Source organism: Comamonas sp. C24C, from assembly GCF_053345995.1.
In genome coordinates, this window is the sequence record NZ_JBKFBC010000001.1 from 489,519 (window position 1) to 502,684 (window position 13,166).

Below are 13,166 nucleotides of genomic sequence, written 5' to 3' on the forward strand. Positions count from 1 at the left end.
CCGGAGGCGAAAAATTAGACTTTTGCTTACAAAAGCGGCGCGGCTGAAGCAGCTTTCCAGTGCTTGAGACGTTGGGCCTATTGCGAAATCTTGCGTGCCTCTTCGACCTGATATTCGAAGTAGTGCTGGAAGCTGTAGGCAATACTGGCCATCAGCACGGTGGCCCCCAGCATCAGGGACAGGCTGACTGCAAAAATCGTGGCCCATTGTGTGCGTCCCGCAGGCGCGTCGGCCTCTATCGAGGGATTGAAGAGCCGGTTCCAGTTTCCCTGCTCCATCAGGCCGTAGAGAATGGCGCGCAGGGCGCAGCCTGCAATGGTGAAGCCGAGCAGTGGGATCAGCAGCCAGCTCAGCCTGTCGTCCTGCCCCAGCTGCTGCACGCGCTCGATGCCGTAGATGCCGAGCGCCGTGGGAATGGGCAGCAGCCAGCCAAGCCAGTCCCCAAGTCCGTGCAGGTAAAAGCGATGCAGCCCCAGCGGACCGCCGATCAAGGCCAGCCAGGCGGCAACCGTCTTGTTCTTGGGGCGAGCAGGCATGGCGGAGGTGGAGGCAAATGGGTTCATGTCTGGTGGGCAGGCAGAAAACGAAGCAACGCATCCATTATTCCCTGCGCCCGACGTGGGCGGCTCAGGGCAATTGCGCTTCACATGTCGGGAAGCTTCATTGAGGATTACGCCCATTTACCGCAGCTATAGGCAGCTTCGGCAGAACTCGATATAATTTCGGGTTTTACGGCGTGTCGCTGGCCGGGTGGTCATGTCGCGTGTCTCAAACGCTGTAAGAAAACCTGCGCAGCTGGTCAAATTTTTGATGGCACTGGCTGTAACCACCCGAAGGAAACATCATGGTTGTTATTCGTCTCTCCCGCGGCGGCTCTAAGGCTCGTCCTTTCTACAACATCGTTGCAGCTGACAAGCGCGTGCGTCGCGACGGTGCTTTCATCGAACGTCTGGGTTTCTACAACCCTAGCGCTCGTGGCGCCGAAGAAGGCCTGCGTCTGGCTCTGGACCGCGTGAACTACTGGAAGAGCGTTGGTGCTCAAACTTCCGATACGGCTGAACGCCTGATCAAGGAAGCTGCAAAGAAGGTTGCTGCCTAATTTAGGCGGTTGCTCTCTAGGCACCTTTACCAAAGCGGGTTCCGTTGGCTTGCCTGACGGGACCCGTTTTTTATTGAATTTCTGCAATTTTTCTGCTGATCCCATGAGCCACATGCCTGTTCTTCAAGCCACGAGCTTGCCTGCTGATGCCATTGAAGTCGGTCGCATTGCCGATGCCTGGGGCATCAAGGGCTGGTTCAAGGTTCATGCCTTCAGCAGCGCCCCCGAGGCCCTGTTTGCCGCCAAGGACTGGTTTCTGCAGCCGGCGGAAAAAGGAGCCAAGCATTTCGCGGGCACCGTGGTTCTGCCTGTCAAGCAGGCCCGTTTCCATGCCGACACCATCGTGGCCACTTCGCAGGAGGTCGCCGACCGCAATGCCGCCGAGGCCCTGCGCGGTGCCCGCATCTTTGTGGCGCGTGAGCATTTCCCCAAGACCGATGATGGCGAGTTCTACTGGGTGGACCTGATGGGCCTGCAGGTGGTAAACCGCGAAGGCGTGGCGCTGGGCGTGGTCAAGGACTTGATGGCCACCGGCCCGCAGACCGTGCTGGTTCTGGGCTATGAGCAGGATGGCAAGGAGCAGGAGCGCCTGATTCCCTTTGTCGATGCCTATGTGGACTCGGTGGATCTGGCCGGCAAGAAAATCGTGGCCGACTGGCAGCCCGACTATTGAATTGGAATGCGCGACAGCTATTGATTTCGTAGCTGTAAGCGCTTTTAGATCATGCGTTTTGACATCATTACACTGTTCCCTGAACTGTTCGCGCCGTTTCTTGAAAGCGGGGTGACACGCCGTGCCTACAGCTCGGGTCAGGTGGCGGTGCATCTGTGGAATCCGCGTGATTGGGCCGAGGGCAATTACCGCCGCGTGGATGACCGCCCGTTTGGCGGCGGTCCCGGCATGGTGATGATGGCGGAGCCGCTGCAGCATTGCCTGGAGGCGATTCGTGCAGCCCGCGTCGAGGCTGATGCGCAGGAGCAGGCCGAGCCGGCTCCCGTGGTGCTGTTCTCTCCCATAGGCACCACCCTCAGGCATGCGGTGGTGGCCGACTGGGCCGAAAGCCGTGGCGCGGTGCTGCTCTGCGGTCGCTACGAGGGCATAGACCAGCGCTTCATCGATGCCCATGTCAGCCATCAGATCAGCCTGGGCGACTTTGTGCTTTCCGGCGGCGAGCTGGCAGCCATGGTGTTGCTGGACTCTCTGGCGCGTCTGCAGCCTGGTGTGCTCAACGATGAAGGCAGCTTTCAGCAGGACAGCTTCAATCCTGCGCTGGACGGCTTGCTGGACTGCCCTCACTACACGCGTCCCGAAGTCTGGAATGGCCAGGACGTGCCGGCGGAGCTGCTCTCCGGCCATCATGCCAATATCGAGCGCTGGCGCCGCGATCAGCGCCTGCGCATCACTGCCGAACATAGACCCGAGCTGATAGAGAAGGCCCGCCAGCAGGGGTTGCTCAATGCCAAGGATGAAGGGTTTTTGGCAAAAACAGCGTCCAAGCTATAATCTCAGGCTCTTTGATCCTCTATCCGGCCGCTGCAAGGAATGGCGGAGCCGCTTTCGGCGGTTCTCGTAATGCAGCAATAGCACCAATCCCGGTGCTTGCCAATTCTGGCGCGGACAAGATCAAGGTGGACTAAATCATGAATCTGATCCAGACCCTCGAGCAAGAAGAAATCGCTCGCCTGAACAAGACCATCCCCGAATTCGCCCCCGGTGACACCGTCATCGTGAGCGTGAACGTGGTGGAAGGTAGCCGTAAGCGCGTGCAGGCTTACGAAGGCGTGGTGATTGCCAAGCGTAATCGCGGCCTGAACAGCGGCTTCACAGTGCGCAAGATCTCCAGCGGTGAAGGCGTGGAACGTACGTTCCAGACCTACTCTCCCCTGATCGCCAAGATCGAAGTCAAGCGTCGCGGTGATGTGCGTCGTGCCAAGCTGTACTACCTGCGTGAGCGCAGCGGCAAGTCTGCTCGTATCAAGGAAAAGCTGCCCCAACGCGTTAACAAGACTGCTGCTGCAGCCGAGTAATACGCGTATCGGAAGCGATTCCGTAAAAGCCGCTACAGTTCACTGTGGCGGCTTTTTTTATGTCTGCCTTGGCTTCGTGATTCTTGCTTTTGGTTTTGGCTGAACACCTACATGCCTGCATCTGATAATTCTCCGCTCCCCGTGTTGGGCATTGTTGATCCTCGCCAGGCGCGCCTGCTGGGTGTCGATAGCCAGCTGCCGGCCGTCCCGCTGGATGCGCAGACGCCGCAGGCTCTGCGCACGCGCTTTGCCCAGCCGCCACAGTGGCTGCCCGAGGCCATGCAGGAAAAACGCATCACGGCCAGGCAGCCTTCCGATGCGGCCGTGCTTGTGCCCATCGTCATGCGCGAGCAGCCCACGGTATTGCTGACCGTGCGCTCGGCCAGACTCTCCACCCACTCGGGTCAGGTGGCTTTTCCCGGCGGCAAGCGTGATCCTCAGGATGTCTCGGCCGAGGCAACGGCATTGCGCGAGGCGCACGAGGAAATCGGACTGGCTCCCAGGAATGTGGAGGTGCTCGGGCGCCTGCCCCTTTATGTGACGGGCACGGCGTTTCACATCACCCCTGTGGTGGCCCTGGTCCACCCTCAGGCCAGCTACTTTCCCAATCCCGGAGAGGTGGCGGATCTGTTCGAGGTTCCGCTGTCCTACCTGCTCAATCCCGCGCATCACGAGCGGCACGCCATGCAGTGGCAGGGCGTGGATCGCGAATGGTTTGCCATGCCTTACCAGGATGGTGAGCAGCAACGCTACATCTGGGGAGCGACCGCGGGCATGTTGCGCAATCTTTACCGTTTTTTGGCCGCTTGAAAGGGCAGTTGTAACAAGCTGACAAACAGCGCCGCTATGATGAAGCAATGAGCTTTTTTGCCATCCTGATCGCGCTGCTGCTGGAGCAGGCGCGCCCGCTGGCCCGGTCCAACCTGGTGCAGGCCGGTTACCGCGCCTGGACCGTGACCGTGCGCAGCAACTTCGATGCCGGCAGACCCCATCACGGCTGGCTGGCCTGGGCCATGGCCGTGCTGCTGCCCAGCCTTATCGTGCTGGGCATATTCTGGGCGCTGATGGAGTTCATAGGCTGGCCTGCCGCGATGCTGTGGAACGTCGCCGTGCTCTATGTCACGCTGGGTTTCCGCCAGTTCAGCCACCATTTCACGCGGATTCGGGATGCGCTCGATGCGGGCGATGAATTCGCTGCCCGCCAGGCCCTGGCCGACTGGCAGCAGGTCGATGCCAGCGAGGTACCGCGCAGCGAAGTGGTGCGTCATGTCATCGAGTATTCGGTGCTGGCCGCGCACCGCCATGTGTTTGGCGTGCTGTTCTGGTTTTCGATTCTCTCGGCCCTGGGGCTGGGGCCGCTGGGGGCCATCCTTTATCGCATGGCCGAGTATTTGTCCCGGGCCTGGTCACGCAAGGGGGCAGAGGGGTTGCGGGCGCCGACCAGCGAGCGCTTGCACTGGGCTGCCGCCAAAGCCTGGTATGTGATCGACTGGCTGCCGGCACGGCTGACGGCGCTTTCCTTTGCCATGGTGGGCAGCTTCGAGGAAGCCATAGACAACTGGCGTGTCTATGCCCAGCGCTTTCCCAATGACAACGACGGCGTGATTCTGGCGGCGACCGCAGGTGCCATCAATGTACGCCTGGGGGGCGAGGCCTTGCGCCGCCGCGATTCGGCCTATGGCGAAGAGGGCGATGATGCGCAGTGGCCGGAGGGCAGCGATGTCACGCCGGGACGGGAGCCGGAAATGGCTCACCTGCGCAGCGTGGTGGGGCTGGTCTGGCGCTCGGTGGTGGTCTGGCTGCTGCTGCTGGCCTTGCTGACCTTTGCTCGCCTGCTCGGCTGAGTCTTGGTGCCTGACCTTCGGCGGTGAAAAGCCTGCCGTCGGGAGGCCGACTATCTCCTAGACCTGATCAGTGGGCAGGGCGCTCGTGGCGCCGGGCGCGATAAAAGCTCAATATGCGCCGCACATATTCACGCGTCTCCGCATAAGGAGGCACTCCGCCATATTGCTGCACGGTTTTCTCGCCCGCGTTGTAGGCGGCCGATACCAGTGCCACATCGCCCTCGAAGCGCTCCAGCAGCCAGCGCAGATAGGCGAGGCCCCCACGCACGTTCTGCTCTGGATTCCAGGCATCGCGCACGCCAAAGCGCTCGGCCGTCTCGGGAATGAGCTGCATCAGGCCCTGGGCGTTGCGCGGCGATAGCGCCTGCGCCTCGAAATTCGACTCCGAGCGCACGATGGCCAGTGCCAGCCGCGGATCGATCGAGAAGCGGGGCGCGAGGCGCTGCACGAGTTCGGCCATGCGCCGCTTCTCCCTGGGCAGACTGCTCACATAGCTGGCCACCACCTCGTGGGGGACGGCCTCCTGGCTGGCCTCCAGAAACTCCTGTGCGGGTGCATCGCCCTGGGTCAGGCAGTCAGGCAGTCGGTCGCCGGGCAGCTTGTCGGCCAGCAGCAAGCGGGCTTTCTCATGGCCGCGCTGTGCGGCCAGAGCCAGCAGCGTCGTGCCCGTGGCAGGGTCGGGAGTCAAGCCTCGCCCCAGCAACAGCAGCCGGCCCAGCCGGTATTGGGCCTCGAGGCTGCCATAGCGTGCTGCCGCGCAATAGCGCTGCGCCGCGCGCCATGGCTGCCGGCTCAGCTCGGCCTTGTAGCCTTCTTCGATCCAGCGAGACAGTGTGGGCGGCTCGTCCTCCCAACTGGGGGCAGAGTCCGTGCCCTGGGCCCAGGTCAGGCCTATGCCCGCAGACAGCACCACGGCGAGGGCGGCTTGCAGGCAGGGCTGAAAAATTCTGGGCTTCATGACGTGAACACCGGGTTGTGGCCGGCAGCCAAGCCAGACGGCGGGCGCTCATCGGGCTTGGGATGGCGGCGTGGCAAACACTGAATAGCTCTCAAAGAGCGCGGCATTGCGCTCAGTAGCGTGGTTCCTGACTCAGTTCATCGAACAGCTCGCCATAGATCCGGTAGCGGTTGGCGTGGATGGCGTGGGGGCTGTCCTGTGCTTCTACCTGGGCCATGACGGCGCAGCCCGGCTCATGCAGATGGGTGCAGTTGTAGAACTTGCACTGGTCCGCCAGCGCACCGATGTCGGGCATGCAGGCGGCCAGCTGCGTGGGGGCGATGTGGTACAGGCCAAATTCCTGAAATCCCGGCGAGTCAATGATGGCGGTGGTGCGTGCCTCGTCCACCCAGTACAGGGTGGTGCTGGTCGTGGTGTGCTTGCCAGTGTTCAGCGCCTGCGAAATTTCGTTGGTCGCCACCTTGGCATCGGGCAGCAGCAAGTTGATCAAGGTGCTTTTGCCTACGCCCGAAGGACCGAGAACCAGGGTTGTCTTGCCTTGCAGCAGACCGATGATGGCGTCGCGATCCTCGTCATCCGCATCTTCCAGCGAAAGTGGCAGCACCATGTAGTGCGGCGCTGCGTCCGCTGCATCGCGCATGGTCCGGTAGGGCTCCAGCCGCTGCCAGGCGCGCAGGAACGGCTCTTCCAGGTCCATCTTGTTGAGCGCAATGATGGGCTTGATGTGCGCGGCCTCGGCGGCGATCAGCGCACGGGCGAGCTGCACTTCGCTGAATACCGGTTCGGCGGCTATCAGAATCAGGAGCTGGTCCAGGTTGGCTGCAAAAGTCTTGGTGCGAATGTCATCCTGGCGGTAGAAGACGTTGCGGCGCTCCACGATTTTCTCGATCGTGCCTTCATCGCCCTGGCCGGGTGGGGGGGCCAGCCATTGCACATGGTCGCCCACCACGGCCTGGCTTTTCTTGCCGCGCGGATGGCAGATGCGGCGCTCGCCGTCCGGGGTTTCGACCACGCAGTGGCGACCATAACTTGCGACCACCAGACCTGTCTGGGTGCTGCCTGCTGCTTGGGCGCCTGGGCGCCGTCCTTGTTTTGCCATAGAGATCAGGCCGGCTTCAGCAGGGCTTCGATGCGGCGCGCGCAATCGATGTCGGTCTCGGAGATGCCGCCCACATCATGGGTGTTGAGGCTGACTTTGCAGCGGTTGTAGCCGACTTCCAGATCGGGGTGGTGGTCCTGCTGATGGGCAATCAGGGCCAGTGCGTTCACAAAGGCCATGGTTTCGTAGAAGTTCACGAAACGGAAGGTCTTGCCGATGGCCGCAGGGCCGGCCGACAGCTCCCAGCCCTCGAGGGCTGCCAGCTGCTCTTGCACTTGCTCTGTGCTCAAGGCGCTGCGCTTGAGCTGGGACCAGTCTTTCTGTTGCAGTGTGGGTGTGCTCATGTCTGAAACCGTTGTGGTGTTACAAGCTGCCTGCGGGAGCCGGCATGCGCGCCAGACGATCCACGGCAGGAGGATGTGAATAGTAAAAGCTCACATACCAGGGGTCTGGCGTGAGTGTGGACGCATTGTCCTCGTAAAGCTTGAGCAGTGCCGAAGCCAGCTGTGCACCATCGGCCTGCTGCATGGCATAGGCATCGGCCTCGAACTCGTCGCGGCGCGACATGGCGGACATCAGCGGTGTGACGAAGAAGCTGAACACCGGCACGGCCAGCATGAACAGCAGCAGGGCCAGGGCATTGTTGTCGGCTGCGATGCCCATCTCCGGCCCCAGCAGCACCGAGACTCCGAGTCCGGTGTAGAACCACATTTGCTGGCTGAGCCAGCCCAGCAGCGCAAAGCCCAGCAGCGAGACGCCAAACATCAGGACCATGCGCTTGCTGATGTGCTTGTGCTTGAAGTGACCCAGCTCGTGCGCCAGCACGGCTTCGACTTCACCGGGGCTGAGCTGCCTGAGCAGGGTGTCAAAAAAGACCACGCGCTTGGAATTGCCGAAGCCCGTGAAATAGGCGTTGGCATGCGCCGAGCGGCGGCTTCCGTCCATCACGAACAGTCCTTTGGCCGCAAAGCCGCAGCGCTCCATCAGCCGGGTCACGCGGCTCTTGAGGCTTTCATCGGCCAGTGGCTCGAACTTGTTGAACAGCGGTGCGATAAAGCTGGGGAAGATCCACATCAGCAGCAGATTGAAGGCCGTCCAGGCGCCCCAGGCCCAGAGCCACCACAGCGGCCCGGTCGATCCCATGAGCCAGAGAATCAGGGCCGCCAGCGGCAGGCCGATGATGGCAGCCACCAGCGTCGACTTGAGCAGATCGCCCAGCCACAGAGCTGGTGTCATCTGGTTGAAGCCGAAGCGCTGCTCCAGCCTGAAGGTCTGATAGAGCGACAAAGGCAGCTCGATCAGCGCCGAGATCACGGCAAAGCTGGTCAGCAGCGCCAGTTGCTGCCACAGGCTGGGGCCCATGGACGCAAGCAGCCAGCGGTTGAGCCAGTCCAGTCCGCCCAGCAGCGTCCAGCACAGCAGCACGGCGGCCGACAGCGTGATGTCGATCAGCGATACCTTGGCCTTGGCCAGCGTGTAGTCGGCTGCCTTCTGGTGGGCGGGCAGGCTGATGCGATGGGCGAATGCCGGCGGCACAGCGCCGCGATGGGCGGCCACATGGCGCACCTGGCGCGAAACAAGCCACACGCGCAGCAGCCATTGCAAGGCCACGGCCGTCGCAAACAGCAGCGAAAGTGCCAATGTGAAATCTAGTCTGGAAGCCATGTATTGGCAGTGTAGGCGACAATTTGCGCCATGTCTGAAGCTTCCTGTACGAATTCCGTCAGCGCCGCACCCGTGGCTGCTACCCCACCGGTTCTGCCCAAATCCGACCTCAATATGGTGTGGCTGGACTGCGAAATGACGGGGCTGAACCCCGACCGCGACCGCATCATCGAGATTGCCGTGGTGGTCAGCAGCTCCGATCTGCAGATTCGCGTCGAAGGCCCGGTATTCGCCATTCATCAGTCCGACGAGCTGCTGGGCGGCATGGATGCCTGGAACAAGGGCACGCATGGCAAAAGCGGTCTGATCGACAAGGTCAAGGCTTCGACCATCAGCGAAGCCGAGGCGGAGGCCGCGCTGATTGCCTTTCTGGGCAAATACGTGCCCAAGGGCAAGACGCCGCTGTGTGGCAACAGCATTGGTCAGGACCGGCGCTTCATGGAGCGCTACATGCCCAAGCTCAACAATTTCTTTCACTATCGCAATATCGACGTGAGCACGCTCAAGGAGCTGGCCAAGCGCTGGAAGCCCGAGGCCTATACCTCCTTCAAGAAGGCGCAGCGGCACACGGCCCTGGCCGATGTACACGAGTCGATCGACGAGCTGCAGCATTACCGTCAGCAGTTGCTCAGCGTCTGATGGTGCGGTGGCGGGTCGTATAGCCCTGCCACTTGCGGGAAAACCCGGTACATGCGACAATTCACTGCTTACCCGATCAATGGGTAATTTTTGCGCATCTCCATCACACACCGGGTTCTTTCTTGCGTGCAACGGCCTGCATACAGCCGACACGACAAGCCATAACGCCCATCTGCCCCGTTTTGCGAACGGGCCAGTCAAAGTCTGACGGTGGATGTTGATAACCAACCGTCAAAGAAGCGAGCAGCACGCTGACTGCGTCGCTTTTTGCGTGAGCTATTCATGACAGAAAACTCCCTGGAGCAGGGCCAAGTGGCCGCTGCTGATATTGCTTTGTCTTCGCCTGAAATCGATTCTCGTCTGGACGCCATGCTGGCTGATATGGACGCAGAAGACGCTGCTGCTGAAGAAAACACTGCAGAAGAAATTGCTGCTGAAGAAGTCCCTAACGGCTTCGTTGAACTGGGCCTGGCCCCAGAGCTGGTTCAGGCTGTGGCCGATCTGGGCTACACCCAGCCCACACAAGTGCAGCAAAAGGCCATTCCTCTGGCCATGGGCGAAGCCGCCGATGCCAGCGGTTTCATCGACCTGATGGTGTCCAGCCAGACCGGCTCCGGCAAGACCGCCGCTTTCCTGCTGCCAGTGCTGCACACCCTGATTCAGCAACGTGCTCAAGCCGATGCCGAAGCCAAGGCCGAGTTCGAGCGCCTGTGCGCCGAAGCTGCAGCCAAGGGCGAGCCCGCTCCCAAGCGCAACAAGCGCAAGGACCCCACCAACTCCCGCAATTTCAAGGCTGCCGTACCCGGCGCCCTGGTTCTGTGCCCCACGCGTGAGCTGGCCCAGCAGGTGGCGCATGACGCCATCGAACTGGTCAAGCACTGCCGCGGCATCCGCATCGCCAACGTGGTGGGTGGCATTCCCTACCAGCTGCAAATCGCCAAGCTGCAGAACGCCGATCTGGTGGTGGCCACTCCCGGCCGTCTGCTGGATCTGCAGCGTTCCATGCAGATCAAGCTGGACAAGGTGCAGTTCCTGGTGGTCGACGAAGCCGACCGCATGCTGGACCTGGGCTTCTCCGACGACCTGGCTGAAGTCAATCAAATGACTGCCCAGCGCAAGCAGACCATGATGTTCAGCGCCACGTTTGCTCCACGCGTGCAGCAGCTGGCCATGCGTGTGATGCACGACAACGGCTCCGGCGTGAAGAAGGTGACTGTTGATACGCCTCAGGAAAAGCATGCCAACATCAAGCAGGCGCTGTTCTGGGCTGACAACATGCAGCACAAGCGCAAGCTGCTCGATCACTGGCTGCGTGACAGCAGCATCAACCAGGCCATCGTGTTTGCGTCCACCCAGGTGGAATGCGACGGTCTGGCCAATGACCTGCAGCAGGACGGCTTCTCTGCCGTGGCCCTGCACGGTGCTCTGAGCCAGGGCCTGCGCAATCGCCGCCTGATGGCGCTGCGCAACGGTCAGGTGCAGATCCTGGTGGCCACCGATGTGGCAGCTCGCGGTATCGACGTGCCCACCATCACCCACGTCTTCAACTACGGCCTGCCCATGAAGGCCGAGGACTACACCCACCGTATCGGCCGTACCGGTCGTGCCGGCCGCGAAGGCGTGGCCGTGACGTTCGCGGAATTCCGCGACCGTCGCCGTGTGTTCGACATCGAAGGCTATACCCGTCAGCAGTTCAAGGCCGAGACCATTCCCGGCATGGAGCCCCAGCAGCGCTTCCCCGCCTCCGGCGAGCGTGACGGTCGCCGTGGCGGCGGCGGTGCCGGTGGTCGTGGTGGCTTCGGTGGTCGTCGCGATGGCGAAGGCTACGGCCGCAAGTCCGGCTTCGGCGGCTTCGGCGGCGGCCGCGGCAATGATCGCGGTGGTTTCGGTGGCGACCGTGGCGGTGACCGCTTCGGTGGCGATCGCGCCGGTTTTGGTGCACCTCGCGGTGATCGCTTTGCCGATCGTGGTGGTGACCGTGGTGGTGATCGCGGCTTCGGAGGCGGTCGTCCCGGCTTCGGCGGCGAACAACGCCAGGAGCGCAGCTTCGAGCGTCGTGATGACCGCGGCAGCTTCGGCGGCGGTGATCGTGGCGAGCAGCGCGGCGGCTTCCGCGGCGGTGAATCGCGCGGCTTCGGCGGCGGCGAATCGCGTGGCGGCTTCGGTGGCGGCCAGCGCCGTGAAGGCGGCGATTTCGGCCGCAAGAGCTTTGGTGGTGGCCGTGAAGGCGGTCATGCCGGCGCTCCCCGCGAAGGCGGCTTCCGTGGTGGCGAATCGCGCGGCTTCGGCGGCGGCGATCGTCGTCCTGCCTTTGGTCAGGGTGCCGGCAAGCCTTACCAGCCTCATGGCGAACGTGGCGGCGAGCGCAGCTTCGAGCGCAAGCCCCGCGCACCACGTCGCGACGAGCGTTGATCGCTGATTCGGGCTGCGGCCCGAAGCATGAAAAAAGCCGGCTCTTGAAGCCGGCTTTTTGTTGCCCGTACAGGACTGGGATTGTTCTTGAAAAGTGAGCTGCTAGCGCATGTCATTCAAGGATTTCAGATACTTTTCAATCTGAAGTCTATGAATGACGTGCGGTAGCAGCTCCTCTATTTAATGTTCGGAGGCATGGCGGCCGATGTCCGGCCAGTGGTGGTGCAGATAGATCCAGGCAACCAGGCCGATCAGCATCATCAGAATCGAGCCCGTGGCCAGCAGTGCGGCCGAGTGCATGACCAGCGGCGCAATCACGCCGGCCACAAAGCCGTTGGCCACCGAGCCCACCACGGCCTGCAGCGAGGAGGCCAGACCGCGTCGTGCAGGGTGGATGTCCAGCACCAGCAGCGTCACCACGGGCACCATCAGCGCCCAGCCGTAGGCGAACAGGCTGATGGGAATCAAGGCCCAGCTCACATGGGCAGGCCAGATCAGATTGGCCACCAGATTGATGATGGAGGTCACGCACATCACCAGAAAGCCGTGGCGGATCTGGCGCTTGGGCGGAATGCGTCCGGCCAGACGGCCGCTGGTCCAGCTGCCGGCCATGATGCCGCCGATGGTGGCGATGAAGAACCAGAAGAACTGCGTGGGCTCGAGCTGCAGGATATCGCCCAGAAAAGCCGGGGCCGACAGCAGATAAAGAAACATGCCGTTGAACGGAATGCCGCTGGCCAGGGCCAGAAGCAGAAAGCGCGGATCGGTGAGCAAGATGCCATAGCCCTGCATCAGCGGTCTGAACTGGAAGGGCTGGCGTTTTTGCGGCGGCAGCGATTCGGGCAGAAACTTGACGTTGATGAGCCAGAGCAGCACGCCCACGATGGTCAGGAACCAGAACACGGCCTGCCAGCTCAGGTGCACGAACAGCCAGCCGCCGATCACCGGAGCCAGTGCCGGCGCCACGCCGAAGAAGATGGTGATCTGCGCCATCACGCCCTGGGCCTGGGTCGGCGGAAAGATGTCGCGCACGATGGCGCGCGAGACCACGATGCCGGCACCGGTGGACAGGCCTTGCAGTGTGCGGAAGATCACCAGTTGGGTGATGTTCTGCGACAGCGCGCAGCCGGCCGAGGCGATGGTGAACATCACCAGTCCCCAGAGGATGACGGGGCGGCGTCCGAAGCTGTCGGCCAGGGCGCCATGAAACAGGTTCATGAAGGCAAAGCCCAGCAGGTAGGCAGACAGGGTCTGCTGCATTTCTACGGGGGTTGCGCCCAATGCCTTGGCAATGCCCGAGAAGGCGGGAATATAGGTGTCAACCGAGAACGGGCCCAGCATGCCGAGGATGGCAAGCAGCATGGCCAGAGTCCAACGCGGTCCGCGCCAGAACGTGGAGAGGTCGTTTTGCATAGTGAGTCT

General features: G+C 62.1%; 14 protein-coding genes. 8 read left to right on the forward strand and 6 right to left on the reverse strand.

What is annotated here, in order from left to right:
- Positions 1–77: 77 nt before the first annotated feature.
- Entirely contained in the window at positions 78–563 is a 486-nt protein-coding gene (locus ACLBXN_RS02220; protein ID WP_052223802.1) for an NINE protein, read from the reverse strand.
- 281 nt (positions 564–844) lie between these two features.
- Here ACLBXN_RS02220 and rpsP point away from each other — a divergent pair, with 281 nt between their 5' ends.
- From rpsP to ACLBXN_RS02250, 6 genes are all read left to right on the forward strand, one after another.
- Positions 845–1,099 carry a 30S ribosomal protein S16 gene (gene rpsP, locus ACLBXN_RS02225; protein ID WP_003058210.1) on the forward strand — a complete coding sequence of 85 codons (255 nt, stop codon included), beginning with the start codon at positions 845–847 and terminating at the stop codon, positions 1,097–1,099.
- A 103-nt stretch (positions 1,100–1,202) separates the two neighbouring features.
- Positions 1,203–1,772, forward strand: a complete 570-nt coding sequence (gene rimM, locus ACLBXN_RS02230; RefSeq protein WP_043003395.1) for a ribosome maturation factor RimM — start codon at positions 1,203–1,205, stop codon at positions 1,770–1,772.
- Positions 1,773–1,823: 51 nt separating this feature from the next.
- Positions 1,824–2,603 carry a tRNA (guanosine(37)-N1)-methyltransferase TrmD gene (gene trmD, locus ACLBXN_RS02235; RefSeq protein ID WP_447610987.1) on the forward strand — a complete coding sequence of 260 codons (780 nt, stop codon included), beginning with the start codon at positions 1,824–1,826 and terminating at the stop codon, positions 2,601–2,603.
- Between the two features lie 137 nt (positions 2,604–2,740).
- A complete protein-coding gene (rplS, locus tag ACLBXN_RS02240) occupies positions 2,741–3,127 on the forward strand; it encodes a 50S ribosomal protein L19 (RefSeq protein WP_003058206.1) in 387 nt (128 codons plus the stop codon).
- Between the two features lie 111 nt (positions 3,128–3,238).
- Complete coding sequence (locus tag ACLBXN_RS02245; protein WP_447610988.1) at positions 3,239–3,937, forward strand: CoA pyrophosphatase; 699 nt, start codon at positions 3,239–3,241, stop codon at positions 3,935–3,937.
- 47 nt (positions 3,938–3,984) lie between these two features.
- The gene (locus ACLBXN_RS02250; protein WP_167005944.1) at positions 3,985–4,971 is read left to right on the forward strand and encodes a CobD/CbiB family protein; all 987 of its coding nucleotides are present in this window, start codon (positions 3,985–3,987) and stop codon (positions 4,969–4,971) included.
- A gap of 67 nt (positions 4,972–5,038) precedes the next feature.
- Here ACLBXN_RS02250 and ACLBXN_RS02255 read toward each other — a convergent pair whose 3' ends face one another.
- From ACLBXN_RS02255 to ACLBXN_RS02270, 4 genes are all read right to left on the reverse strand, one after another.
- Positions 5,039–5,929: a lytic transglycosylase domain-containing protein gene (locus ACLBXN_RS02255; protein WP_447610989.1), complete on the reverse strand. Its 891-nt coding sequence runs from the start codon at positions 5,927–5,929 to the stop codon at positions 5,039–5,041.
- A gap of 112 nt (positions 5,930–6,041) precedes the next feature.
- Positions 6,042–7,028 (reverse strand): ribosome small subunit-dependent GTPase A, encoded by a 987-nt coding sequence (rsgA, locus tag ACLBXN_RS02260; RefSeq protein WP_211457627.1) that lies wholly within the window; start codon positions 7,026–7,028, stop codon positions 6,042–6,044.
- Between the two features lie 5 nt (positions 7,029–7,033).
- Positions 7,034–7,372, reverse strand: a complete 339-nt coding sequence (locus tag ACLBXN_RS02265; RefSeq protein WP_167005935.1) for a 4a-hydroxytetrahydrobiopterin dehydratase — start codon at positions 7,370–7,372, stop codon at positions 7,034–7,036.
- Positions 7,373–7,391: 19 nt separating this feature from the next.
- Positions 7,392–8,693 (reverse strand): M48 family metallopeptidase, encoded by a 1,302-nt coding sequence (locus ACLBXN_RS02270; RefSeq protein WP_447610990.1) that lies wholly within the window; start codon positions 8,691–8,693, stop codon positions 7,392–7,394.
- A 30-nt stretch (positions 8,694–8,723) separates the two neighbouring features.
- Here ACLBXN_RS02270 and orn point away from each other — a divergent pair, with 30 nt between their 5' ends.
- On the forward strand, positions 8,724–9,332 hold the full coding sequence (gene orn / locus ACLBXN_RS02275) for an oligoribonuclease (protein WP_003067823.1): 609 nt from the start codon (positions 8,724–8,726) through the stop codon (positions 9,330–9,332).
- Positions 9,333–9,614: 282 nt separating this feature from the next.
- Positions 9,615–11,744, forward strand: a complete 2,130-nt coding sequence (locus tag ACLBXN_RS02280; RefSeq protein WP_447610991.1) for a DEAD/DEAH box helicase — start codon at positions 9,615–9,617, stop codon at positions 11,742–11,744.
- 180 nt (positions 11,745–11,924) lie between these two features.
- Here ACLBXN_RS02280 and ACLBXN_RS02285 read toward each other — a convergent pair whose 3' ends face one another.
- Positions 11,925–13,157 carry a multidrug effflux MFS transporter gene (locus tag ACLBXN_RS02285; RefSeq protein ID WP_003076772.1) on the reverse strand — a complete coding sequence of 411 codons (1,233 nt, stop codon included), beginning with the start codon at positions 13,155–13,157 and terminating at the stop codon, positions 11,925–11,927.
- Positions 13,158–13,166 lie beyond the last annotated feature (9 nt).